The organism is Streptococcus sp. KHUD_017, assembly GCF_054861245.1.
Genome location: NZ_CM142175.1, coordinates 325,043 through 351,428, shown reverse-complemented (window position 1 = coordinate 351,428; position 26,386 = coordinate 325,043). Strand labels below are relative to the sequence as shown.

At 38.5% G+C, this 26,386-nt stretch carries 22 protein-coding genes; 10 read left to right on the top strand and 12 right to left on the bottom strand.

Features of this window, described 5'->3' with window-relative positions; translation table 11 throughout:
• Positions 1 to 230: 230 nt before the first annotated feature.
• The 9 genes from ACVAMZ_RS01680 to ACVAMZ_RS01640 all read left to right on the top strand — a co-directional run bounded on the left by ACVAMZ_RS01680 (position 231) and on the right by ACVAMZ_RS01640 (position 7,108).
• Positions 231 to 626: a hypothetical protein gene (locus tag ACVAMZ_RS01680; protein WP_461684849.1), complete on the top strand. Its 396-nt coding sequence runs from the start codon at positions 231 to 233 to the stop codon at positions 624 to 626.
• A gap of 79 nt (positions 627 to 705) precedes the next feature.
• Positions 706 to 1,572, top strand: a complete 867-nt coding sequence (locus tag ACVAMZ_RS01675; protein ID WP_461684848.1) for a hypothetical protein — start codon at positions 706 to 708, stop codon at positions 1,570 to 1,572.
• A gap of 12 nt (positions 1,573 to 1,584) precedes the next feature.
• Entirely contained in the window at positions 1,585 to 2,055 is a 471-nt protein-coding gene (locus ACVAMZ_RS01670) for a hypothetical protein (RefSeq protein ID WP_461684847.1), read from the top strand.
• Positions 2,056 to 2,129: 74 nt separating this feature from the next.
• Complete coding sequence (locus ACVAMZ_RS01665; RefSeq protein ID WP_461684846.1) at positions 2,130 to 3,449, top strand: FtsK/SpoIIIE domain-containing protein; 1,320 nt, start codon at positions 2,130 to 2,132, stop codon at positions 3,447 to 3,449.
• Positions 3,450 to 3,544: 95 nt separating this feature from the next.
• Complete coding sequence (locus tag ACVAMZ_RS01660; RefSeq protein WP_033680730.1) at positions 3,545 to 3,859, top strand: hypothetical protein; 315 nt, start codon at positions 3,545 to 3,547, stop codon at positions 3,857 to 3,859.
• A 16-nt stretch (positions 3,860 to 3,875) separates the two neighbouring features.
• Positions 3,876 to 4,607 (top strand): metallophosphoesterase, encoded by a 732-nt coding sequence (locus tag ACVAMZ_RS01655; RefSeq protein ID WP_461684845.1) that lies wholly within the window; start codon positions 3,876 to 3,878, stop codon positions 4,605 to 4,607.
• A gap of 167 nt (positions 4,608 to 4,774) precedes the next feature.
• Positions 4,775 to 5,569, top strand: coding sequence for a rolling circle replication-associated protein (locus ACVAMZ_RS01650; RefSeq protein ID WP_461684844.1), 795 nt, complete (start codon positions 4,775 to 4,777; stop codon positions 5,567 to 5,569).
• 7 nt (positions 5,570 to 5,576) lie between these two features.
• The gene (locus ACVAMZ_RS01645) at positions 5,577 to 5,846 is read left to right on the top strand and encodes a helix-turn-helix domain-containing protein (protein WP_268713972.1); all 270 of its coding nucleotides are present in this window, start codon (positions 5,577 to 5,579) and stop codon (positions 5,844 to 5,846) included.
• A gap of 41 nt (positions 5,847 to 5,887) precedes the next feature.
• The gene (locus ACVAMZ_RS01640; protein WP_461684843.1) at positions 5,888 to 7,108 is read left to right on the top strand and encodes a site-specific integrase; all 1,221 of its coding nucleotides are present in this window, start codon (positions 5,888 to 5,890) and stop codon (positions 7,106 to 7,108) included.
• Between the two features lie 107 nt (positions 7,109 to 7,215).
• Here ACVAMZ_RS01640 and rpsI read toward each other — a convergent pair whose 3' ends face one another.
• The 8 genes from rpsI to pbp2b all read right to left on the bottom strand — a co-directional run bounded on the left by rpsI (position 7,216) and on the right by pbp2b (position 14,945).
• Positions 7,216 to 7,608, bottom strand: coding sequence for a 30S ribosomal protein S9 (rpsI, locus tag ACVAMZ_RS01635; protein WP_002893764.1), 393 nt, complete (start codon positions 7,606 to 7,608; stop codon positions 7,216 to 7,218).
• Between the two features lie 18 nt (positions 7,609 to 7,626).
• A complete protein-coding gene (gene rplM, locus ACVAMZ_RS01630; protein WP_002876943.1) occupies positions 7,627 to 8,073 on the bottom strand; it encodes a 50S ribosomal protein L13 in 447 nt (148 codons plus the stop codon).
• Between the two features lie 159 nt (positions 8,074 to 8,232).
• Positions 8,233 to 8,940 (bottom strand): YwaF family protein, encoded by a 708-nt coding sequence (locus ACVAMZ_RS01625; protein ID WP_368910762.1) that lies wholly within the window; start codon positions 8,938 to 8,940, stop codon positions 8,233 to 8,235.
• A gap of 120 nt (positions 8,941 to 9,060) precedes the next feature.
• Complete coding sequence (locus ACVAMZ_RS01620; RefSeq protein ID WP_368910763.1) at positions 9,061 to 9,672, bottom strand: NUDIX hydrolase; 612 nt, start codon at positions 9,670 to 9,672, stop codon at positions 9,061 to 9,063.
• Positions 9,659 to 11,032, bottom strand: coding sequence for a UDP-N-acetylmuramoyl-tripeptide--D-alanyl-D-alanine ligase (locus tag ACVAMZ_RS01615; RefSeq protein WP_461684842.1), 1,374 nt, complete (start codon positions 11,030 to 11,032; stop codon positions 9,659 to 9,661). The genes ACVAMZ_RS01620 and ACVAMZ_RS01615 overlap by 14 nt, the downstream gene beginning before the upstream one ends.
• A gap of 53 nt (positions 11,033 to 11,085) precedes the next feature.
• Complete coding sequence (locus ACVAMZ_RS01610; protein ID WP_461684841.1) at positions 11,086 to 12,129, bottom strand: D-alanine--D-alanine ligase; 1,044 nt, start codon at positions 12,127 to 12,129, stop codon at positions 11,086 to 11,088.
• Positions 12,130 to 12,295: 166 nt separating this feature from the next.
• Positions 12,296 to 12,892, bottom strand: a complete 597-nt coding sequence (recR, locus tag ACVAMZ_RS01605) for a recombination mediator RecR (protein ID WP_045613513.1) — start codon at positions 12,890 to 12,892, stop codon at positions 12,296 to 12,298.
• 10 nt (positions 12,893 to 12,902) lie between these two features.
• Positions 12,903 to 14,945, bottom strand: coding sequence for a penicillin-binding protein PBP2B (gene pbp2b / locus ACVAMZ_RS01600; RefSeq protein ID WP_461684840.1), 2,043 nt, complete (start codon positions 14,943 to 14,945; stop codon positions 12,903 to 12,905).
• Between the two features lie 192 nt (positions 14,946 to 15,137).
• On the opposite strand from pbp2b, the gene ACVAMZ_RS01595 reads away from it, so the two are divergent.
• A complete protein-coding gene (locus tag ACVAMZ_RS01595; protein ID WP_303407270.1) occupies positions 15,138 to 15,989 on the top strand; it encodes a MurR/RpiR family transcriptional regulator in 852 nt (283 codons plus the stop codon).
• 112 nt (positions 15,990 to 16,101) lie between these two features.
• Here the strand turns inward: ACVAMZ_RS01595 and ACVAMZ_RS01590 are convergent, their stop codons facing one another.
• The 4 genes from ACVAMZ_RS01590 to ACVAMZ_RS01575 form a co-directional block, all read right to left on the bottom strand.
• Positions 16,102 to 23,442 carry an alpha-L-fucosidase gene (locus ACVAMZ_RS01590; RefSeq protein WP_461684839.1) on the bottom strand — a complete coding sequence of 2,447 codons (7,341 nt, stop codon included), beginning with the start codon at positions 23,440 to 23,442 and terminating at the stop codon, positions 16,102 to 16,104.
• A gap of 310 nt (positions 23,443 to 23,752) precedes the next feature.
• Positions 23,753 to 24,637, bottom strand: coding sequence for an ROK family protein (locus ACVAMZ_RS01585; RefSeq protein WP_461684838.1), 885 nt, complete (start codon positions 24,635 to 24,637; stop codon positions 23,753 to 23,755).
• A 15-nt stretch (positions 24,638 to 24,652) separates the two neighbouring features.
• Entirely contained in the window at positions 24,653 to 25,570 is a 918-nt protein-coding gene (locus tag ACVAMZ_RS01580) for a dihydrodipicolinate synthase family protein (protein WP_414259700.1), read from the bottom strand.
• A 163-nt stretch (positions 25,571 to 25,733) separates the two neighbouring features.
• Positions 25,734 to 26,384, bottom strand: coding sequence for a YesL family protein (locus ACVAMZ_RS01575; protein WP_461684837.1), 651 nt, complete (start codon positions 26,382 to 26,384; stop codon positions 25,734 to 25,736).
• Positions 26,385 to 26,386 lie beyond the last annotated feature (2 nt).

The window sequence follows — 26,386 nt, the reverse complement described above, 5'->3', positions numbered from 1 at the left end:
AATAATTTCATTTAAATAGGGCAAATTTTTTTATCAAATAAAAAAATACGAGTCAGATATCTCAGAAATTTGCCCTAACTAGTGAAATCAACCAGTACTAGTTATACATCACTATTGAAAAAATTTTTGCTAAAAAACTTACAAAAATCCTTGACTTTATTTTCAAATAAGATTACAATGAAAGTATAGTCGTAGTTAGACAAATTATTTTTTTCAAAGAGAGGTTACTTATGGAAATTTCTACCTACTCAGATTTTCTTCAAGAGAAAACTGCTTTGACTTTTGAAGATGCACATAAGATTTATAATGAACTAATTAGTTCATTTGACATAAAAGATCCAATTTTTCTCGATGACTGGACAATGTTGATTGAGTTAGCTGCAGAGTATACTGAGATTCGTGTCAAATCAGCAACAGTATCAAAAGAAAAACAAGATAAGCATGGAACTCTTAGAACCTCTTCTCATAATGCTTTCATCATACAATTGAATGCACTAAAAAGCGAAATCGAATCTACAGGAGGAAATACTAGCTGGTTTGATAAAATTACAGAAGATCGACAACGCCAGGGAGATTTCGCCAATTATTTAGCATACATTTACGCTGTAAGCACTAGATCATCATAAAGTAAAAAATACTCTTCAAACAATCGCTTAAGATTCTCAAAATTAAATATTACCGTAATAAAACTGAAAGGAAAAACTTATGGAACATCAAGAAGTTATTGATTGGTTGAAATATTGTGACGAAAATAATATCAAACCATGGGAATGGGATTTTAAAAATTGTTATTCTGATAAACTAACATCAGATAGTATAACAAACTTTTTAAAATATAGAAATAATGAACTTACTAATCCTACTATTTTTCGAGCAACAGACAGAATTGGTGAATCTGCCGACTGCGATAAGGAAGCATTCTATCTATATAAACTTTTGGGATGGCAAGAGTCACAATATAGTATCATTAGAGGAGAAACTATAAATTCTTTTTCAACTACTTTTACTAAAGCTATTATGAAAAGTTCAAATCGTGATCAAGTATATAAAGAAATTGGTATTAACCCTAAAGAATATCTAAATAAACAATACACAATTTTATACTATAATGAGAATTACCAAAAATTTGATATTATGAGTCAAAATAAAGATAATTTTGAAAAATTTGCAGAATTGACTCATACAATTGGAAATTTCACTGTTTTACCTAACTGGATGAATTGCGGCCGAGGCATGTGCCTATATGACTACTGGGACATTACTTTAATGTCACTTCAAGAATTTTTAAATATTTTATCTCCTGAAGCATGGCCAAACTTCATAAAGATGTACTATCTTCAACCATATGTTAATAGCGATTATAACGTAGATTTATTTTGGGATAATCATGATGACAAGCTCTTACCTAAAGAAACAGATTTTCCAATTTTCCTCAAAAAAGTCAATGAGCGAATTGAAGAACGAGGTAAATTTATTATTAAACAAATCTGTGATCAATTAGATCAAAAAGATTTCAATTTCTATAAAGAAATTGAAAATATGGATACAATAAAATTTTCTAACGAATTTTAAAAAGGAGGATTTATGGTCAGAGTATATAAAAGTGTTCGTCTTGCATATGAAGCTAAAGTGTGGATAGACGAGCTTATTCAAAATAAAGAACGTAAAATCAAAGAACTAAATCAAAATAATTTTCTAAGTACACTAGAACAAACACTTCTATCAAATCATTACGATGAATTAAATGGTGTATCTTTCAATATTGTTTTGAAAGCTTCTATTGGAAGCGTAATTGAAGAAGCATATAGAAACACAAAACATTACTCCATTGACAAATGGCAAAAACTACGTCAAGAAATGGAAAAAGATATCAAAAATATCAATCCTAGTCTAGAAACATCAGTAACCCCTAGACTCTATTTAGATGAAAATGTTCTAAATGGTCTTGATGAATTTCGATATCATTTAATGAAAGAAGATGGCGCTACTAGATTACCAAGACTTAGCTACATCATTAAACTTGTTGTATATTCCTATTGGAAGACACAACAATAACCTAAGCAGATCTTGCTTAGGTTCCTTATATAAATATTTGTATAGTTGTTTTACTACTAGAAAAGAGTTTGTTTATGTTTAAACTAAAAAAAGAAGCTAACTTAAAAAGAAATTATGTTATTACAAGTTCACGTTTAAAATGGTTACATCTGATAATAATTGTCTTTTCTATCTTTGCTTTATTAGGTTTAATAGTAAGTATTAGAGCACCTGCTTTTATTCAAATCCTCTGTATCGTCCTTAGTATTCTAGCAATCTATAAAATAAATAATACATTAAAAGATTTTAGATACGTTCTAGATTTTGATTTAATTATCAGAGAAAGCTTACTATTTGTTTTATATACAAATCATCTCTACACTTCGGAAATGGATAATTCAGGTTACGAAAAAATAATCAGAAGCGCGATTTTAAAATATGAATTAGATAATCAAAACGGTCGTATTATTATTAAAGCTCTTATCAGAGGTGACGAATTTAGTAAAAAGGTTCAAACACTTGATGATGTATTAGCCGGAGTTCTCGAACTTGAACTAGAAGAAAAAATTAATCATCCTAACATTGTGGAATATCACTTTTATTACAAGAAACCTGATAGACTAATATTATCACCCCACAGTCATAAAAAAGAGATAGATAATCTTGATATAGACTTAGGATACGATATAACTTATAATCCTATAAAATGTCCTCATATTTTAGTTTCAGGTGGTACAGGTAGTGGAAAATCTATATTTATATCTTTCTTAATTATTGAGCTTCTTAAAAGAAACTCAACACTATATATTGCAGATCCCAAGAACAGTGATTTAGGTAGTTTATCTCATTATTTAAGCGATAAATATGTAGCTACAACTCCCAATAATATTGCTCGTATTGTACGTTTGGTAGTTGAACAAATGCAGGAACGATATCAAACCATGCGTGAAAACTTTCATTACGGTTCAAATTTTGCCGACCATGGCTTTAAACCAGTATGGCTTATATTTGATGAGATGGGAGCATTTCAAGCTTCAGCAACAGATAAAAAATCTAAAGAAGTTATCACCGAAGTAATGGACGGTATCAAACAAATTATCCTACTAGGTCGACAAGCAGGAGTATTTATTCTTATATCTGCTCAACAAATGAGAGCTGAAACTCTAAACACTGATCTTAGAGATAATTTAGGACTGAGGATAGCTTTAGGAGAAAACTCAATAGAGGGATACCGCATGGTATTTGGCACGGCTACTCCTGACAAGTTTAAATCTATTGAAGAAAAAGGAGCAGGATATCTTTATATGCAGGGCTCAGGGAAAGAAAAAGCTCAATATTGGGAAAGTCCTTATCTTGATACAACGCAATTCGATTTTATAAAAGAACTACAATTATACATAACAAAGTCAAAATGATTTCAATAGATATTTTTGCTTAAATTCAATAGATTTTCAGCAAAAATATCTATTCCTCATCGCTTAAGCGATGACAAAAAGAAACGAGGTATTATATGAAAATTAACGATTTTCTTAAACCAGAATTATTAGGAAATAAATTCGTGGCAGTAAAAGGATATACAGAAGTTTTAGACAGAGAAACAAATAAACCTGTAGCACTACGTCTTAATGTTTCAATTCAAGATGAGGATTCTGATTTCTTTATGGAAATGATCCAGATAAAAGTTAATACGTTATCTCCTACGGCTACTCCTCAATTATTATCAGATAAAAAAACATGCCCCATTAAATTATCTAATTTAACAGTTGGACAATTTAACGGGAATTTATGGTTTTCTTGTAACGATGTAGTCCCTATTTCTAAATAATTCGGTGATACTATTTATGACTAAACTTTTTGCAATATCTGATATACACGGTTACCTAGATGAGTTCTTATGCGCTCTCAGTAAAGTAGATCTATCTGATAAAAATAACCGTCTTATTCTAATCGGAGACTATATTGACAATGGACTTCAATCTTTTCAAGTTATTTCAAAAATAATTGAACTTGAGGAACTTTATTCTAATCAAATTATTACTCTTTTAGGAAATCATGAAGAATGGTTTTATGATTGGTTGATTTTAGAAAAGCCTACTTCTTCTGCATTTCCAGAAACAATAAAGAGTTTCTTCTCTCTAGAGGAATTGGACTATATCTTAAAATCGAATCCTAACAACTTTGAAACAGGTGTTAGAGATGAAATTAAAAATAATATCAAGTTCATCCCATTCATAAACTGGTTAAAAAAACGATATAAGGATAAACGTTATTATGAAACTGATACCCAAATTTTTGTTCATGCTGGTATTGATGAAGAAGCTGGCAAATTTTGGAAAGAGCTAACGAGTCCTGAGATATTTACAAATAAATTTCCTATTACTATTGGTGATTTTTTAAAAGATATTATTTCCGGTCATGTTGCTTCTTGGGAAGTAGCTAAAAATAAAACTTACCAAGGTAAAATTTACTTTGATAGTAAAAGCCATTACTTCATTGACGGTGATGTAAATCATAGCAAAACAATACCTGTTCTTTGCTATGATACAATTACTAAGAAATATCACTTTCTATAACTTTTAATCATGTGCTCTTAGGCAAAACTGCCGACTGGAGGTCGGCAAGCTGGAAGCGTGTTTAGTGGAGCGATGCCTAGAAACACATGATAGAAGTGCAGAGGAGCTTTGCTCCTCCTAGTTTATTTATTATATAAGCAAACATTACGAGAAAAGGAGATGATTTTGTGACTTACAATCGCAAAATTATCCGAACTTCTTCGTACCTTGAAATATGGGAATACGAATCTCCAATTTTTTCAAATGACACTACTCAAATTGATGAAGAACACATTTCATTAAAAGAAAAGAAGAAACGTAGAACTTTTGAAGAACTCACAACTGCTGAACAAGATGAACGAATAAAAAGAATTTCTAATACTCGTAAAAATTCTAAATGGAAACTTCAACGCCTAATAGATACAAATTTTGATGAAAGAACTAGTTTCCTTACCCTTACTACTAAAGAAAATATACAAAACAGATATGAATTTAATTTACTTTTTGATAAATTTATTAAACGTTTAAACTATCACATATACCATTCCAAAAAAAGACTTATTAAATATATTGCAGTATTAGAACGACAAAAAAGGGGAGCGTGGCATGCACACATTCTCCTTTTTTCTTTTCCATTTATCCCTCATAAAGAATTATTGACAATTTGGGGATTAGGTGCAGTTCGGATAAACAAACTAAATAGCTTAGATGATTCTTCTAATGCTGGCCGTTATGTTGCAAAATACATGGAAAAAGGCATAGGACAGGAATTATTAGAGAGTCTAGGAAAAAAGGCTTTTTATTCTTCTCGTAATTTACAAAAGCCTGAAGAGATAAAATTTTTTACAAGTGAATCTTTAGATGACCTTGTTAAAAATGAAGATATCCTATTTGAAAGCAACTATATTAGCAAAGTATTCCGTAATGGACACTTAATTGATAATAAAGTCAAATACAAAAAAATAAAGTTAAGTAAGGAGTAACGAAGAAATGCAAGTCATTCTACCAACAGAACAAGTTCAAGAAATACAGTCGATGATTACTAAACTCTTGCAACATGAGATTTCTCATTTCAAAGAAGATTTGGGACTAGATAGCCCTTATCTCAACAAAATACAAACTTGCCAATATCTAGGTATTTCTAACAACACATTAGATGGCTGGATACAAAAAGGTCTTCCCGTTATTAAAATTGGTAAGACTGTTCGATTCAATAAAAATGAGATTGATAAATGGCTTTGTAGAAAAGCTATGCTATAATATCTCTAATGATATATCCTGGCTCGTAAAAGGAGAACATCATGGCTGTTACAAAAACAAATAGTAACACTTACAATCTTAAAGTGTATATACCTAAAGAAATCCGATCTAAAATGGGGATTAAAGGGAATCACTTTGTTAAACGATATAAAACAAGAAAGGAGGCTAAAGAAACTGAACTAGAGATTTTAACTAAGATACATCAACTTGAAAGTGGTGAAGATATACCACTTTCTAAAACCAGTGATATTCTATTCTCTGAGTTCTTTAATAATATTTGGTGGGATTCATACAAAGCTGGTCAAACAACTTCAACAACTAAGCCTCCAACTCAAGTTACTATTGATAATACTGAAACTGTTTTTAGAAAGCATATCTTACCAATGTTCGGCAATTATTCAATCAATTTTCTAAATCAGAATAAGCAAGTCGTCCTAAACTTAATGACTGCTAAAGCTGAAGAGTATGCTAATTTCAAGGTTATTCGAAGCTATGTAAACTCAATTTTCGATTGGGCTGAAGAATTAGAGTATATAGAATCAAATCGATTATCCAAGACAATTAAACGAATTAAAGACACCAAAAAGCTAAAACTCCAAGAAGCTAAAAATGAGGAAGATCTATATCTGTCTAGTGAAGATTTACAAGACTGGTTTGATGCTTTTAGAGAAGATTTGGAGAACGATAAATTATCACTGAAAGATTATGTCCTATTCTTTACAACCTTTATTCTGAGCGATAGAAAATCAGAATCCTATGCTCTACATTGGAAAAATATAGACTTGGAAAATGCTCAAATTGACTTAAGACATGCACTTGACAAATACAAGAATGTAAAGTCAACAAAAGGAAATAAGAAAACAATTTTTTCAATTCCTAATTACCTTGTATCACTTCTTTCAGAATGGAAAAAACAACAGAAATACGAGTTAGCGAAATTTGGTATAATGCAAACACCTGATCAACTAGTCTTTACCTATATAGATACGAAAGGTAATGTAAATAGCCCTCTACATGTTGATTATCTCAATAACAAAATGAACTCCGTAAAAAGGCGACACCCAAAGTTAAAACACGCTACACCGCATAAATTGCGACATACAGGAGCGACACTTGCTAAGAAAGCTGGTATGAGCTTAGAAGCTATCTCAGAAGCATTAACCCATAGTGATACGATTACAACCAAGACTTATGTCAATACTTCAAACGTTGTTCCCCTATCTGCTGGACATGTCGCCTATCAACACATTAAAAATGAATAGTGCAAATTTAGGGCAATTTTTAGGGCAAATTCTCGTAGAAAGCATAGAAAAAAGCACCCATAGGGCAAACCTGTGAGTGCTTTGAAACGTTGATATAATCGTATTGATTAACGTTTTGAGAATTGTGATGCTTTACGAGCTTTCTTAAGACCTGGTTTCTTACGCTCAACTTTACGTGAGTCACGTGTAAGAAGTCCTGCGCGTTTCAATGAATCGCGGAAGTCTGGGTCTACTTGAAGAAGGGCACGAGCGATACCGTGACGGATAGCTCCTGCTTGACCAGCGTATCCACCACCTACAACATTAACGAAAACGTCGTATGAACCTGCAGTTGAAGTAACTGCGAATGGTTGGTTGATTACAAGACGAAGGTCAGCGTGTGGGATGTACTCTTCAACATCTTTTTTATTAACAGTGATTTTACCAGTTCCTGGAACAAGGCGAACGCGTGCAACAGCGTTTTTACGACGTCCAGTACCTGCATATTGTGCTTGTGACATACTTTATTGTTCCTTTCCTTAGATAAGTCCTGAAATATCAAGAACTTCTGGTTGTTGTGCAGCGTGAGTGTGCTCAGCTCCAACGAATACTTTCAATTTCATACCTTGAGCGCGGCCAAGAGTATTGTGTGGAAGCATACCTTTAACTGATTTCTCGATCAAACGTACTGCATTTTTAGAACGAAGTTCACCAGCAGAGATTGATTTCAATCCACCTGGGTGGTTTGAGTGAGTGTAGTAGATCTTATCAGTTGCTTTTTTACCAGTCAATTTAACTTTTTCAGCATTGATAACGATTACGAAGTCACCTGTATCAGTGTGAGGTGTGAATGTTGGTTTGTTTTTTCCGCGAAGCACGCTAGCAACAACTGCTGAAAGGCGTCCAAGAGGTACATCAGTTGCGTCAACAACGTACCATTTGCGTTCTACTTGGCCTGGTTTAGCCATGAATGTAGTTTTGTTCATGATTTCTCCTATATGAATGTCGTTTTTGTTTACAGGGCGGATGTTCCGGTCCGCAAGTTATTTGAAAGGTTCCGGGGCCTTACAAATGGGGTAAACAATACCGCCTACTATTGTATCAAAATTCTCAGATAAAAGTCAAGCGGTTGGGAAAATATTTTTTTATTTCTGCCAGATTCGTAATCTTCTTTCACCCTTCTCCTCAAGCATGGTCTGAAAAGCTTTAGAGACTATGTAAATGGCGAAAGTCAAGAATAGGGTAACGACTAAATAATTGATCAAAGGACCGTGGTCTCCAACCAATGGTGGTTTTGTCAAAAAGCCATAATCTCCACCCGTCATTAGATTAACCACAAAGATCAGCGCATTAAGCGAAGATGTGATGATTAGGATTCGTTTGAAGTCCAATAAGCTAGCATCATAGTCCTTCAAAAGATAAATCAAGGAATTTCCAAAGAGGGCTAAGTGCCCGAAAATAAAGGACAGGATAGCGATGTGGGGGAAGGGATAGGGATCTGGCACTGGATAAACAAAGGCCGCCAAAGTCCCAAAGGTTCCGAGAACAGCAAAATACTGTTTGACTCTAGAGACACCCGGGGTCAAAAGCACTACAAACATTGCTAAACGGCAATGATAAAAGGGCAGACTTTCTGTTAGAGGCATCTGGTTGACCAAATACCAACCGTAGAGCAGGATTAACTGCAGAGCCTGTAAAATCTGGAAAAATCGTTGGCAAACTTTTTTATCACCATAGCGATAGGCAAGAAATACAGTCAATGCCAATAAACTAAATAGACTTCCATACCAAAGAAGATCAAATCGGGGTGGCTCCGTCGGCTGCGTGCTAAATAAAGCATCCCAAACATTCATGTAACTTTCCTCATTTTCATATAAGCAGGCCTCTTACTCATCTCTATAGAGCCTAGCTTACATTTATTTCTTATAATTTTGTGTAAAAGAAACTGTCGATCTTAATATAAAGCAAAGCTTCTAATCGACATATTGTTCCCGCTCACCCTGATAAACCTGCCATAGAATTTCCATTTGTTCTTGGGTTATCCGTTTTTCAGATAGGGGTGGGAGATTCTTGATATCAAAAAATTCAAGTTCTGCAATTTCTTGATTTTCTTGAAATTGTCCATCCAATAACTGACAGTCAAAAACGAACTTGGCATACTGTTTGTTCTGAAGTTGAAAGCGGTTGGTATCAAAAACCGCCAATAAAGAACCTACTTCTGCCGAAAATCCTGTTTCTTCCTGAACTTCTTTTCGGATATTTTCCTTGGGAGAATATCCTACCTCGCCAAAGCCACCAGGTAATGCCCAAGTATCCTCTCCTTGTCCTCTAACCAGGCAAATCTTCTGATTTTGAACAATCCATGCCCGCACATCCATCAAGGGAGTTGCATAGCTACCTGTTGGTTTTAAAATTGCAGTCAATTCCTCTTGATCGAGCTCTGTTTGATCCTGCAAGATACTTGATAAAATCTGCCGTAAATCCTCATAACGTTCACGCTCAAAAGGATCCTTGGTATAGGTCAGTCCAGTGTCAGTAATGGCCAACATTCTCTGAATAGCTTTAGCGAAATCAGTTGCACTCATTTTCTAAACTTTCTACTAGCTTGGCTAGATTCATAGAGTTCGAACCTTTAAGCAAAATCTGGTCATGTGCACCAAGACTTTCCTTGACCTGCTTAACCATAGCTTCAAACTGGTCTTCCTCAGCTGTTTTCTTGAAGTAGTAAACATGACCAATTGGGAACATTTGACTAGCTAACTGAGCCAAGTCAGCAATGTCTTCACCGTAGAAAATAACGGTATCAAGTACATCAGGTGAAATGCTCAAAATCATCTGATTATGGAGTTGAACAGACTGGTCTCCAAGTTCTTTCATATCTGCCAGAACTGCGAGTTTCTTGCCACCTTCATTGGCTGGAATGGCAGAGAAAGTTTCTAAAATCAACTTCATAGCTGTTGGGTTAGCATTGTAGACATCTGACAAGATATCTGCTCCATTGGCAGCTTTTTTCCACTCGGTACGATTGCGGGTCAATTCAAGATTTTGGAAGGCTTGACCAATTTGCTCCTCAGTCACTCCTTCTTGAAGAGCTACATAAGATGCAATCATGGCATTGGTCGCATTGTATTTACCAGTTACTGGCAAATCAAGGGCTTGCTCCAAGAAATTAGCCTTGAAGGTTAAGCTATCCTTACGCTCAATCAATTCTGTAATTTCGAGTTCTGCACCTGGGCCAAAACGAACCACTTTTTGGTCAGCAGGTAGATAATCCTCAACAATGGGATCAACCGGTGCTAACAGTAAGGCCCCCTTCTCCATACCATCAGCGATTTGCAATTTTCCTTTGGCAATCTCAGAACGGTCCTTGAAGAAGGCTAAATGAGCTTCTCCAACCAAGGTTACAATAGCTGTCTTTGGATGAGCGAGTTCAGATAAAAGATGGATATCTCCTAGGTGATCCTGCCCCATTTCTAAGACCAGCTTTTCAGTATTATCTTGCATATGGAGAACCGTATAAGGGAGGCCAATCTCGTTATTGTAATTTCCTTGCGTTTTGTAGGTTTTGTAGCTTGTAGAAAGCAAATGAGCCAACATATCCTTGGTCGTTGTCTTCCCATTTGAACCTGTAACAGCAAAGACATCTACTCCTGTCTTTTGAAGGTAATAAGCTGCAAGAGCTTGAAAGGCTGTCAAAACATCCTCTACTAAAATGTAAGGATGACCTGCTACTGCCTTCTCTGACAGGGTTACAGCAGCACCGTTTTCAAAAGCCGTCTCAATAAAGTCATGACCATCACGCGCCCCCTTGAGTGGCACAAATAGATCCCCAGCTCCAATCAAGCGACTATCAAACTCTGCCTTGACTAACGGGTTATCCGCATAGCTTGTCACATCATTTTTTGCACCGACGGCATGCGCAACTTCGTGAATCGTAAGTTTCATGTTTACTCCTTTAAAAAGGGGCAAGGAGTCCTTCCCCGCCCTTATGTCTGTCTTTACAATAGGTGCGCTTCACGCTTGTCAAAACTTTCCTTAGCAAGATCAACCAAACGCTCAATTAGTTCTGGGTAAGGAAGACCCATATTGTCCCAAAGCAAGGGATACATAGACCATTGGGTGAATCCTGGCATAGTGTTGAGCTCGTTTAGGAAAACTTCTCCCTTATCTGTGTAGAAGAAGTCACAACGTGATAGACCAAGTCCACCAATAGCACGGAAGGCGGCTTCTGCATTTTTACGCATGACTGCTACTACTTCATCACTAATCTTGGCTGGGATATCCATAGTAATCTTGTTATCGATGTATTTTGCTTCGTAGTCATAGAAGGCTACATCTTTGACAACTTCACCAGGTAGCGTGCTCTTGACATCATAGTTTCCTAAGAGACCGACCTCGATTTCACGCGCATTGACTCCTTGTTCTACCAAGACACGGCTATCGTACTTGAAGGCAAGCTCGAGAGCTTGATGGAGTTCCTCTTTATTTTCAGACTTAGAAATACCGACACTAGAACCCATATTGGATGGTTTGGTAAAGACTGGGTAGGTTAATTTATCCTCAACTTCTGCAATCTTAGAAGTCAAGTCATCTCCTTCAACAATGGCTACGTAAGGGACTTGGGCAATCCCAGCAGATTCCAAGACACGTTTAGTCGTGATTTTGTCCATAGCAAGGCTTGAAGACAAGATGTTGCAACCGACATAAGGCATTTTCAAGACTTCTAGGAAACCTTGAACGGAACCGTCTTCTCCCATAGGTCCATGAAGAACTGGAAAGACAACAGCTCCTTCTTCGTAGATGGCACTTGGAGCAACTTTCTTGTCCCAATCAATCGTTTCATTGGTCATAAGACGTTCATCTTGGCCAGGAGTTTGGGTAAATTCTTGGGTTTTGATGAAATCACCGGACTGGCTGATAAAGAAGGTTTTGACTGCGAAACGATCATAGTTGACCGCACGCATGACACTCTCAGCTGACAATACAGACACTTCACGTTCTGCACTGCGTCCACCATATAATAAAATAATTGTTTGTTTCATATGATTGTCCTATTTCTACTAGAATACTTGCTCTTTAGTATATCACATTTGTCTCTTTTTTTAAACTTGAATAGCAAAAAAGAGACTGGATTAAAAACAAATCCAGTCTCTATGTTTCTTAAAATCTTATCTACTAGCTAATTGCTTCTATCATTAATCTTACAGACTAGAGTTCTGTACGATTTTCGATAGCTCTTAAGAGCGTTACTTCGTCCGCATATTCGATATCAGCTCCAACTGCTAGACCTCGCGCTAGACGAGTAACCTTAATCCCTGCAGGTTTGAGAAGTCGAGAGATATACATAGAGGTCGCTTCACCATCAGCAGTAGCATTGGTGGCTACGATGACCTCAGAAACTTCACTGTCCATAAGACGAGTCATAAGACTCTTAAGGTTGATATCATCCGGACTAATTCCATTCATGGGTGAAATCAACCCATGCAATACATGGTATAACCCATGGTATTCCTGAATATTTTCCATAGCAGCTACATCTCGACTATCCTCTAGGACGAGGATAGTTGTTTGGTCCCGACTTGGATCTGTGCAGATAGAACAGGGATCTTCATCGGTTAAACGTCCACAGATAGAACAATAGGTCAACTCTCTTTTAGCTGAAAGGAGATTTTTAGCAAATTCGTTGACGTCATCATCCGGCATTCCAATAGTATAAAAGGCTAGACGGGTTGCTGTCTTGATCCCAATACCAGGAAGTTTGGAATAACTGTCAATCAACTTAGCAATAGGTGTTGGATAAAGCATGGCTTCCTTTCTAATTCATTGGATGGTGTTGGTTGTATAGATTGATAATGTCGCGAGCAATTGCTGGCCCAACATTTTTGGTTAAATTGGTATTATGAGGAAAGACTACTGCAACTGCAATTTGAGGATTTTCTGTTGGAGCATAGGCCACGGCATTGGTATTATTAGCTTTTTGACCACCAGCTACATAGCTTTCAGCTGTACCGGTCTTACCACTGATAGAAACAGTGGCGCCATCTGAAAACGCCCGTCCTGTCGTTAGGGGACTAGTTCCATGCGATACTTGGTAAAATCCTTGGTGCAAGATTGCCATATCTGATTCAGAAATATTGACCTTGTTGATTTCCTTGGTATTTATTGCTTGGATTAATTCCCCAAGGCCACCCTTATCATTGTTGTCGTATATTCCCTCGACAATATGTGGAGCTAGACGAACACCATTGTTAGCAATAGTTGCAACGTACTGGGCTAATTGCATCGGTGTGTAGTTATCAAACTGGCCAAAAGCATTAGTTAAATAATTAGCCAAGTCAAATTTTTGGGGGATAAATCCTGTCGATTCATCTGGCAAGTCAATCTCAGTAGAAACTCCTAGTCCATACTCTCCAAAGGTAGCACGAAGTTTACCCATAGCAGAATCCAGTTGGTTGGTTTTGACTGTCATCTCTGGTTGATAGGTCTGACCCATCATTCCTAGCGCAGTTTGAAGCATGTAGGCATTAGATGAATATTCTAGAGCCTCAACGGCTGTAACCGGAAAGGAACCGTAATAAGGGGTATACCAGGAATTGATAGGGGCAGAACCTTGGAAGACGATTGGTTGGTCTGTCAAGGTTTGGTTGCCTGACAAGACCCCATTTTCCCAACCAGAACTGATGGTTGCCGCCTTAACGACAGACCCTGGTACAAAAACATTGGTCACTGTTCCTAGTGAGTCTGGTGTCAAGTCTCCAGTCTCTACATTGTGCTTCATTCCTGACATTGCCAATACAGCACCTGTCTTAGGATTAAGGGCTACTGCATAAACACCTTCTGAGTATTTAGCACCACCATTTGCAAGTTCAGAATTAAAATAACTCTTCAAGAGGCTGTCTACGCTATCTTGGAAGGCCAAATCAATGGTTAATTTGATGTTTTTTCCCTTGCTACCTTCTTCTATATTCTCTACGCTCTCCATGTCTCCATGCTTATCCAAATGGATTTCCTTGACGGTCCGTTTCCCTTGCAAGACTTCTTCGTATTGTTTTTCAAGATAGGAAGTCCCGACGCGGTCATTGAGCGAATAGCCTTTTTTCAAATAAGCATCTACTTCTTCTGCAGGAAGGCCTGATTTTTCACTAGAAACAGTTCCGACAATAGATGAAAGAGAAGTTTCTAAGACCTTTCGATCCCATGAGGTAGAGATAGAAATACCTGGCAATTCCTTTGAAGCAGAAGCAATTACAGCTACCTGTGTATCACTCAAAGGATCTGTTTGAATATTTCCTGTAGCAAAATTTCCAACTGAATTGAGCTGGCTAAAGAGATAGATGGCCTTCTTTTCATCCTCGGAATAGTCCATCTGATTAGCTGCAATACTATTAGCAGCGTTGTTATAGAGTTCAGATTCAGAAAGTTGATTGCCATCTGAATCATACCGTTTATCTTTTGGAAGAGCTTCAACTGTTTTCTTATAAGTTTCGGCATCCGCCAAGTAGTAGTCTGCCATTTGTCGGTCCGTCAACTCTGGAGAAGTGACTGTGACATAAGTCAACAATTTTTTAGAAATATCCTTCAAATCAGCCGCAGTCATCTTGTTGCTTCGTGTAAAGGAAACAACTTGTTTAACGGTGTTTTGGACTAAAGGTTTTCCTGCTGCATCATAAATTTCTCCACGAGCGGAACCCATGGTTACTCGAGTTTGGCTAGCAGAAGCTAGTTTATTTTCATAAAAATCCTTATGAAGAACTTGCATATAAAGCAAACGGCCAATAATTGTTAAAAAAAGCAAAATGACGATTGCAAATAACAAATTAAGCCGTATCGGTATCGAGTGGCTATTGAATTTTCTCATACACATCAATCTCATTTCTAATCAAAATCACACTCTTCATTGTACCATAATTTAGGTAGAAAATTATGGAAAAAGAAAAGACTTTCCCTTTTTGGTCCAAAAATTATTTTCTATGATATAATGGAAGTGAGCGATATTTTATTTGTTAGATTTATCAAATAAGTTCTGGCAAATAGCTATCAAAGGAGTCCCATGAATAAGCAAGATATTTCTACAATCATTGAGCTTCACTTTGAAGAAATGACCGATTTAGAGCAAGAAATTGCTCGCTATTTTCTGCAGGCAGATACCATAAACGATGACTTATCCTCTCAACAAGTCACGCAAAAACTTCATATTTCCCAGGCGGCGCTCACTCGTTTTGCCAAGAAGTGTGGTTTTAAGGGCTATCGAGAATTCATCTTCAAATATCAACAACAAAAAGACACTCTTTCTGCTCCTCAACAGGATATGAACCCTTTGACTCAACGAGTTCTCAGAAGCTATGCAAATGTGCGAGAAATTTCTCAAGGATTGATTGACGATGAGCAGTTGGAACGTGTAGCTCAGATGATTGAACAATCAGAACGAGTGTATTTTTTCGGAACTGGGAGTTCTGGTCTAGTCGCACGTGAGATGAAGCTACGTTTTATGAGATTGGGTGTCGTCTGTGAAGCCTTAACAGATCCAGACGGTTTTGCCTGGACGACTAGTATCATTGATGAAAAATGTTTGGTCTTTGGTTTTTCCCTCTCAGGAACAACACCGTCCATCATCGATAGTTTATTAGATGCCCAGGATATGGGAGCTAAGACAGTTCTATTTACAAGTTCACCGAATAAGGATACTAAAGCATTTACAGAAACCATTTTGGTCGCAAGCCAAAACCAAGCATCTTATATTCAACGAATTTCTGCTCAGATTCCAATGCTGATTATCATTGATTTACTCTACGCTTATTTCCTAGAGATCGATCGCGAAAGTAAAGAAAAAATCTTTAATAGCTATTGGGAGAATAATAGATTGAATGGTTATCGTAGAAACACAAGACATAGAAAGCCCTGAAATTGAAAACCATTCAGGGTTTTCTATTTAAAATATTTTTCCCCACAAAAAGGAGTCCACTATGGGACTCCCTTTTTTAGTGTTTAAAACACTTTCTTTGATTTAGTCTCTGCTAATCCTTCATATCTTTTTTGAAGAAGAATAGCATCATTCCTGAAACAAGAGTGAGGGCAGGCAAGAGAGCTGAACTTACTTCTTCTCCTGTTGCCGGCAACTGTTTGCTAGCAGAATCTGCTACAGTTCCCTTCGCTTCTGCTAAAGGCTTATCTTCTCCCATAGGTTGTGGAGCAGGAGTTTCTACATTTGCTGGTGCACTTGGTTGAGCTGCATCCTTGTAGACTACCGCATAGACACCTAGGTGTGGAGCTACAAATTCAAGTGCTGAACCTTTCTGTTCAAACTTCACTTCCTGCAATTCTTGATTTGCATTCATAGCATAGACATTGGCTACATCAGACGCCACAGCAACTTGAACAAGGGCTGCACCTTTCAATTGAACAAGTTCTCCTTTCTCATTCTTCAATTGAATTTGATAAGCATCGAAACGGCGACCTTCCAAGACCTGGTTAGCAACCTTATCGACCTCTAGAACAGAACCACCATTGAGGTCCCCTTCTCGAGCAATCAGTTTCAAGTTTGTTGATGAATCTTTCAAGACCTTCAATGTGCTATCAGTTGATGGACTTTCTTCCTTGGTTCCAACTTCGACGATGCGGTCTTGGGCTTCCTCACGTTCAACCTTAAGAACCTTACGGTTGTCACCATCGACTTCTACATAAGTCGTTACTTGTCCGTCTTTTCCTTCAGAAACAACTTGTTCCTTACCTTTAGCTAAATCAGCATTCTCACGGCGAACAGTCTTGAAGGCGATTGGTTCTTTCTCTACTTTTAGATTTGGTAGATTAAAGTCCAAATTCATAACGCCTTCTGTCGGCATAGCAGTTCCTTCTTGAGTACCGACTTCAACGATGCGGTCTTGAGCTTCCTCACGTTCAACCTTAACAACTTTACGAACGCTGCCGTCAACTTCTACATAGGTCGTTACTTGTCCGTCTTTTCCTTCAGAAACGACTTTTTCCTTACCTTTAGGTAGAAGAGAATTTTCACGACGAATAGTGTTGAAGGCAATCGGCTCTGTCGTTACTTCAAGGCTTGGTTGAGTTACACTCAATTCTTTAACACCTTCAGCTGGAAGATTTGAATGTTTCACTTCCTCTTCTGGCTTACTTGGGTCCTCTGGTCTTGCGGGCTCTTCTGGTTTACTTGGCTCTTCTGGAGCTGGTTCCTCTTTTGGTGTCGCCTGAAGATTGTTGATAGATGTCAGAGCGTCTTTCAAGGCCTTATCTACTGCATCCTGAGTTTTGGCTTCTTCAATAGCAGCTAAGGCTTGTTCTGCTAGTTCAACTAATTTCTTCTTAGCTTCCTTGTCATCACCCAACTCAGCTGTTTTACTTTTAATGGCTTCGGACAAGCTTGCCATAGCTTTATCGTAGTCAATCTTAGACTCTTCTGGTTTGCTTGGCTCCTCTGGTCTTGCAGGCTCTTCTGGTTTACTTGGCTCTTCTGGAGCTGGTTCCTCTTTTGGTGTCGCCTGAAGATTGTTGATAGATGTCAAAGCTGCTTGCAAGGCCTTATCTACTGCATCCTGAGTTTTGGCTTCTTCAATAGCAGCTAAGGCTTGTTCTGCTAGTTCAACTAGTTTCTTCTTAGCTTCCTTGTCATCACCCAACTCAGCTGTTTTACTTTTAATGGCTTCGGACAAGCTTGCCATAGCTTTATCGTAGTCAAGCTTAGGCTCTACTGGTTTGCTTGGTACCTCTGGCTGTGTTGGTTCTTCTGACTTGCTTGGTTCTTCTGGTTTTGCCGGCTCCTCTGGTTGTGTTGGTTCTTCTGGAGCTGGCTCCTCTTTTGGAGTTGCTTGAAGCTTATTGATGGATACCAAAGCGTCTTGCAAGGCCTTTTCAACAGCATCTTGGGTCTTCGCTTCTTGGATAGTTGCAAGAGCTTGTTCTCCTAGTTCAACGAGTTTTTCCTGAGCAGCTACATCATCGGCAAGTTCTGTTGCTTTTTTCTCGATAGCTTCAGTCAAATCTGCAATTGCCTTATGGTAGTCAACTTTAGACTCTTCTGGCTTACTTGGCTCCTCCGGCTGTTTTGGCTCTTCTGGAGCTGGTTCCTCTTTCGGAGTCGCTTGAAGCTCATTGATAGATGCCAAAGCAACTTGCAAGGCCTTATCTACTGCATCCTGAGTCTTGGCTTCTTGGATGGCTGCCAAGGCTTGCTCTGTTAGTGCGACTAGCTTCTTCTTAGCTTGCTTGTCATCACCGAGTTCAGCTGTTTTTCTTTCAATCGCTTCGGTCAGACTTGCCATAGCCTTGTCATAGTTTGGTTCTTCTGGCTGTTTTGGTTCTTCTGGAGCCGGCTCCTCTTTCGGAGTCGCCTGAAGACTGTTGATAGATGCCAAAGCTGCTTGCAAGGCCTTATCTACCGCATCCTGAGTCTTAGCTTCTTGGATGGCTGCCAAGGCTTGCTCTGTTAGTGCAACTAGCTTCTTCTTAGCTTCCTTGTCATCACCGAGCTCAGCTGTTTTTCTTTCAATCGCTTCGGTCAGACTTGCCATAGCCTTGTCATAGTTTGGTTCTTCTGGCTGATCTGGTGTTGGCGTATCATCTGTGCCATAATTTTCTTCCTTATCAAGGATTGTTTGTAAAGCTGCTGCTGTCTTCAGAACTTCTTGTGCATTGGCTTCACTTGCTGAAAGTTGCTCAGATAATTTATCCAAGTTTGACTTGAAGGCTTGACGCGCCTCTGGAGTGTTCTTCAAACTTGTTTGGTCAAATTTAGCCAATTCATCCTTCCAGCTCTTCATGGCTTGAATTAACTCTGCTTTGGTATAAAGAGCACTATCTTCACCATGAGTGATGAACTGGTCAACTTGGATACCAATATTTCTCGTAGTATCATTACGTTTTGGATCCAATTGCAAGGTCACAGCATGCCAACCTTCTTCGAGTCCAGTCAAACGAACGAGAGTCTGATTGCCTTGACGTGTAGCTGCTGTACCACTGAAGTACTTCTTGCCATTTACATCAGTGGCATTTCCTTGACCATCTTGATACTCAAGTTCTTTACCATCTAGAGTAACCTTGTAGATACCATGTCCAGGATCAACAAAACCTTTGATTTCAAGACCTGTTCCGTAGAAGTAGGCTGTTACACTAGCATTTTTCTTTTGCTCGTCATTCAATCGACCGAATGATGCCCAAGACTCAGTGTTTTGGTATTTACCTGATGAATTGGTTTCACGGTGCCAACCTGGGCTATAGTCAAGCTGAGTTGCTTGATCGTCATAGCTTGTCTGGTCTTTTTGGAGTAGTTCTGCCTTCATCACTTGAATCGTAGCTTCTGAAGCAAAACCAAGGAGGGCATTATCAGAAACGCTAGTCATTTTCACTTTGAAGTCAAAGATTGAATCAGCTTGCTCTGTAAAGTCAATCGTTGGAATCGTGATTGTTTTCTCAGTTTCACCATCTTGGAAAGTCAAGTCAGCTGTTGTGTCCTTGTACACTTTACCATGAACCCCTGTTCCTGGTTCTGTTACAACATGGACTGTTGCTGTTCCTTTGCTACCACCAACACGCTTAATGGTTACAGTAACCGGTTGACCTTTTTGAACTTCATAAGTTGTTTCTTTCATCTCAAACATACCTTTGCCGGCATTGTTAAGAGTGTAGATACCTTCAGTCGCAATAGGTTTACCAGTCTTGTTAACAAGTTTGATGGTATGTTCACCTGGAGCCAAATCACCTGTTTCATAAACCATCTGGCTACGTTTACGAGCTGCATTATTGGTTTGCACGTCTGCAACCTTCTGACCATCTACGTAAACTGACATTTCACCGTGGTTTGGATCCACTGTAGATACGACATAAGCCTTAGTTCCGTTGAAACGGTAGGTTACACTTGCATCTTTTTGGTTTGTCCACATAGATGTTCCGCGAATACCTTCAGATTCGTCATACCAAGTTGTATTTTCTTTATCAGCTGTTGTATTTGAATGGTAATCCAATCCTAGAGGGTAGCCGTCTGTTTTCTCAATACTGCTTGGTGTCTTATAAACAGAGAAGTTTGTCAAAATAGGTGTCGCTTGTGCACCAGTAATGGTCACGCGAATTTTTTGTGCTTCTACTGGTTGACCTTGGATAAGGCGACGATAACCAACAGTTGATCCTTCACCGTATGGTACCCAACGACCGTTGAGTTCAACTTCAACCTTGAACCCAGAGATTCGTTGACCTTTAGCGATATCTTCTTTGAGTTCGACTACGTCAAAGCGTCTCTTTTGACCAAGATCGACAGTAAATTCACCTGTCTTAGCATCATTTGCTAGTGCCCAGCTGGTATCATCCTTACCATCTGTTAGGTGGCTTGCTTGATACAAGTGATTCTTACGAGTAGAGCTTGCAGTAACTGTTGCACCCTTAGCGAAGTCAGTCGCATACATTTGATCCAAGGTTGCTCGGAATTCTTTTAAGCGGGCGACATCTGCATCTGCGAATCTACCTTCTTTATTTGGTGGAATATTGAGTAGAAGTGGCGTTCCACGACCAACAGACTTGAAGTAAATATCCATCAAATCTTTGATTGATTTTGGTTGTTGATTGTCATGGTAGAACCAACCTGAACGGATAGAAACGTCTGCTTCACCAACTGAGTACATATCTCCTTCTGGATCTCCATGATTGAGATAATCATTCTTCACATCGTCGGTGATTTTAGCTTTCTTGACTTTATGCCAAACTGGATCTCCAGCGATCCCACGTTCATTACCAATCCAACGTACGCTTGTCGGTTGAGCAGAGAAGATAGCGATATCCCCTTCAGCTTTCTTGATGTACTCGAACCACTTGTCAAAGGTATAGGTTACTTTTTGAGCTCCACTACCACGCGCACCGTCCATCCATACTTCGATGAATTTACCATTATTCCCGTATTTAGGATTGCCAAGGATTTCCTTGAGTTGGTTAAGGTAGTATTCGTTGTACTCTTTTTCAGTATTCACGTGATAGTTTGGATTATTTGCATCCCATGGTGATAGGTACACACCCATATTCATGTCATACTTAGTTGCTGATTTTGAGATTTCTTCAAGAAGGTCACCCTTACCATTTTTCCATGGACTAGCAGCTACGGTATGTTTTGTATATTGAGAAGGATAGATTACAAATCCATCATGGTGTTTAACAACCATAATTGTTCGTTTGAATCCAGCGTCCTTCAATGTCTTAATCCACTGGTCTGTATCAAGGTTAGTCGGGTTAAAGTTTTGAGGATTTTCTCTACCGTTCCCCCACTCAGAGTTAGTATAGGTATTCATACCATAGTGGATGAAGGCAGCCAATTCTTCTTTATGGTAGTCCAATTGAGCCTTGCTTGGAAGTGGACCGTAAGCAGCAATTTCTGTTTCTTCATCTTTTGGATCAACCACTGGAGTTACAGGAGTTGCTGGTTTTGGATCTTCAATCTTTTCGTATTCAAAAATAACGTCATTCACCCCTTTATGCTGTATAGTTGCTTCTTGACTTGCATTGACTGCACGATAACCTGCAATTTCTTTAGCTTGGAATCTATGAACAAAGGAAACATCGTACTCCTTGCCTTCGTTATTGTCCACATCTGCAGTTATTAACTCTTTATTAGAGTCTTTCAAGCGATAGTGAACCTCAAAGGAACCTTTGTTAACTTTATAGACTACTTTAATGACACGAGTTCCTGCGGGAGCCTTGCTCACAACACTATGATCCTCATCCCAAGCGTCTTTCAATTGTTTATTGACTGGAGAATCACCAATTGAAACAATCTCATATTTTTCTTTATTCTTCTTGTAGAAATCTGTTTTTTCAATTTCCGATTTGTAGTTATAATTGAATTGTGCTCCAACTTCTGCCCTGTCTACAAAAGTATCGTTTTCTTTGACTGGGTTATCATTTTGGTCCACATGTTCGATAACTACACGACCATAGTCAACACCTTCAACTAGGGTAGCAAGTCCACTATTATCAAAGGCATACTTGTTTCCACCGATGACAGCTGTGGTATTTCTGAGTAATTGTCCTTTTGAATCAAAGTAATAGCGATTATCGTTGTCACCTTGATACCAGCCTTCTTTGACACCGTATTTTTCAATGATGCCTTTAGCCCAAGCTAGTTGTTCTGGAGACAAGACCAAACCTCCTCCGAAACGATCTTTTTCAGCAATGTTCATATTGTCAACAGTACCACGTTGGTGAATTCCGATGACTTTGCCATCACCGTTGATAATACCGCCACCAGAAAGGCCTGATACAGAAGTCAAACGATAGGTAACACCTACTGTTCCCTTATCATCATATTTTTCAGTACCTTTAACAACACCGTCAGCCTTATACAACTGTCCTGGAACAATCGGCTCCTTCAATTCTGGTGAGCTTGAATCTGTAGGATAACCAATGGTACTAACAGGTTCTCCAGCTTTGTATTCCCGATGCTCTGCCAGAGGAGTGAAGGTTGCGGCCTTATTTGGACTAGCGATTTGAAGTGGAACAGGTGCTACGACCAAGGCTAGGTCATTCTTGTAACCTTCACCAAACTTATCTTTATTCCAAAAATGGATATCCTTTTCCTTGAAAATAACCGTCTTTCCTGAGTTTGGCAAAGATCTTACCTTGGGACTATTTGAACCAACATTGTAGTAGAATTTAGCAGTATCACCACCACGGATAGATCCCGCATTGGTATCCGCATCCTTGACTAAGAAGTTGTGTGCTACTGTCAAGATAATATTTGGTGCAACAAAGATACCAGAGCCAGAATTGAGATAATCCTGCTTTCCACCATTTGCAAGTGGAGAGCTAAAAATGCTATAAACCATAGTCGCAGATGTAGCTGGTTGTCCTTCATAGTCAATATGTTTGAGATCCTGACCACCATTGATAATGGCTCTATTTTCTTTCTCTCCTCCAGTTGCACTTGCTTCTTCAGCTTTTAGAATACTCTTAGTTTCTACTTTCGGGCTATCCTTTTCTGATACAATAGTTGAAGTATCAATTTTTTTCACTGGCGTATCAGGATAAGCACGGTCAGGAATTTCTTCTGGAAGTAAATCTCCAGCCTCTTCAGTAGTTTTAGCCTCTTCTGTTACTTTTTCTATAGCAGGAGCTGCTTGTTTAGCAACTTCTTCATTAACAGGACTCACTACTTCTTTAGTTTCCTTAACTGCTTCCGCTTTTTCTTTATCAACATCGATTACTTCTTTTGCTTGACCTTCTACTTCCAGTTTTGGCTCTGTCACAACTTCGTTAGCGGCAACATTTCCAGATGCAAAAAAAGCCAGTCCAACTGCCACAGAGGCTACACCAACCGTTAGTTTACGAATACTAAATATACGACTTCTTTCAAAAAAATACTGTTTCATCAAATTCTCCTAATGAACAAAAGCAGTCAGCTACTGCAAGAGCCCAGTTTCTCTGGCGACAATCTTATTTCTCAGTACCTACTTTAAAACTCTTCTTCCTCCCACTCTTATCTTCTGTTTAAATTCATTTTAGAAATCGCTTACATTTTTCTGAATAAAAAAATGACTTGATTTTACAACCGCTTTTTCGAGATTTCTCAGTATAATAAATATACTATATTATCCCAAGAAATGCAAGGGTTCCCAAAGTTTTATTAAACTTTTACCTAGCTTTTTTCCTGCCAAAAAACCCTAAATTGGCAAAGCCAATTTAGGACTGTTTGGTTTTGAAATGATAATAAGCACCGAGCATGCCAGCAGTATTCTGATGGTGGGCAAATTCAAGTCGAGTCTTGTCTGCCAAGCTTGGAACAAGCGAATCTTTCAAAGCCTTACGGATTTTTGGTTTCAAAATTGCTTCTTGCCCCATGATACCACCACCAAGGATGACAACTTCTGGATTGGCAACATAACAAATATTTGCGAGACCCTTACCAAGGTAATCCACCATACGGTCAATCCCCTCCATGCAGAGTTTATTGCCTTCGGTAGCTTCTTTGAAAATTCTGCGACCGTTCCACTGTTCCACTTCATCTCCATGTGCGTCTGCTACATACTTAACAAGAGCTGTCGTAGACGCTAAATCCTGGAAAGCTCCATCTTGCATGTGCAGATAACCAACCTCACAGGCAGAATTACTAAAGCCATGGAAAACTTGTCCATCAATGATTAAGCAACCACCGATACCAGTCCCAATTGTCAAGCAAAGAGTAATACTTGCACCTTTTCCTGAACCAGAGACAGCTTCAGCAAGCCCTGCACAGTTGACATCATTTTCAATTTCACAAGGAATATTAAAGCTAGCTTCAATTTCCTTTTTAAATTGGGTTCCGGCATAATTTGGAATCTGTGGACCAGCATAGAAAATTTCACCCTTATCAGGATCAACCATTCCCGCTGAGGAAATGGCTACACCTGACACTTGTCCTTTTTCTAGATAGCTAGCTACGATATCTTTTGTTTTCTGTAAGATGTGTGGACCACCCTTATGAGCCTCAGTCGCTACTTCGTTAGACTCTACAAGTTGTCCATCTTGGTCAATTAAACCGTATTTGATATTAGTTCCACCAATATCAATTGCAACGAAATTAGTCATAAAGCCTCCTGTTGATTAGAGGAAACGCTCCTTAGTTTCACGAATCAATTGAGCAGCTGCTTCTACAACTGAACGATCTTCTTCGGTCACTGGTGTAAGTGGAGAACGAACTGATCCGATATTAAGCCCTTCATTGATTTTCAAGACTTCTTTGATAACACCGTACATGTTTCCATGTGCAGCAGTCAATTTACCAATGATAGCGTTGATTGCATATTGCAATTCACGCGCTGTTTCTAGGTCTTTATCTGCAATCAATTGGTTGAGTTTCAAGAAGAGTTCTGGCATAGCACCATAAGTACCACCAATACCAGCTTTAGCACCCATGAGACGACCACCGAGGAATTGTTCATCTGGACCATTAAAGACGATATGATCTTCGCCACCAAGACTAACAAAAGTTTGAATATCTTGAACTGGCATTGAAGAGTTTTTAACACCAATCACACGTGGGTTCTTCAACATTTCTGTGTAAAGACTTGGAGTCAAAGCAACTCCTGCCAATTGAGGAATGTTATAGATAACATAGTCTGTATTTGGTGCTGCTGCACTGATGTCGTTCCAGTATTTTGCTACTGAGTACTCAGGCAAACGGAAGTAAATTGGAGGGATTGTTGCGATAGCATCTACTCCCAAGCTTTCAGCATGGCGAGCAAGTTCGATACTGTCTTTAGTATTGTTACATGCCACGTGAGCAATGATAGTCAACTTGCCTTTAGCTACTGCCATGACTTCTTCCAAAATCAATTTGCGGTCTTCTACGCTTTGGTAGATACATTCACCTGAAGAACCGTTGACATAAAGCCCTTGAACACCTTTATCAATGAAGTATTGCACCAAGGCACGAGTACGTTCTGGGCTAACTTCACCTGCATCATCATAACATGCGTAGAAGGCAGGAATGACACCTTCATATTTTTTTAAATCTGACATAGATTTCTCCTAAGATTTCTTTTTTCTGCTTTGAGCAGTTGATTTTTTACAATTTTAGTATACACCTTGTAAAAAGCGCTTTCAATACATCTCAGCCACTTAGATTTTAATTTCTATTCATCTCCCATAGCTTTTCTTGTTTGAAAGTAGTTTCATATTATTTTCAATCTGCTTGATATTTAGCAAACAATTTTTCCATTAATCCAGCTTGGCAAAAGGCAAGAAGACCAAAGCCAAAGAGTAGAAATGCTGAACCACCAAGCACTAGAGTAAAGCCTGATAGATAGAGAAGCATAATGATTAACAAAATAATCGCAAGCATCAAGAAGAACCACACGAAGTTAAAACTTGCCAAAAGTAAGCCCTTTTGGAGCACTTCTTTCCAAGTTAATTCATAGCGTGCAGCAATTGGATAGCTAGCCAACATAACTAGTGTTAAAAATATAAGAATTCCCAAACAAATAGCTTTAATGAGTTGAAAGGCAACACCAGTTTGACTCCAAAATAGTGATAAGTCAACCACACTGATCAAAAAGATTCCTAATTCCAGCAAACCTAACTGAAAACCTAATTTCAAATTTTGCTTGAAGGCTCTAATATAGATTTTGAAAACAGGAATGCGACGGTTGCGCTTCACTTCAAAGATTGTCTGATAGAGACTGATTTTAGCTACTCCAATAGTCACAATAGGCAAACAAGACACAACAAAGAGTAGGTTCACCGTCACAATATCTAAAACCTTCTCGCAAAAACGCATCAGAAAGTTATCCGTATCGAATGCCGCTTTTATCAATCCAGATCCTTTATGTGCCATTG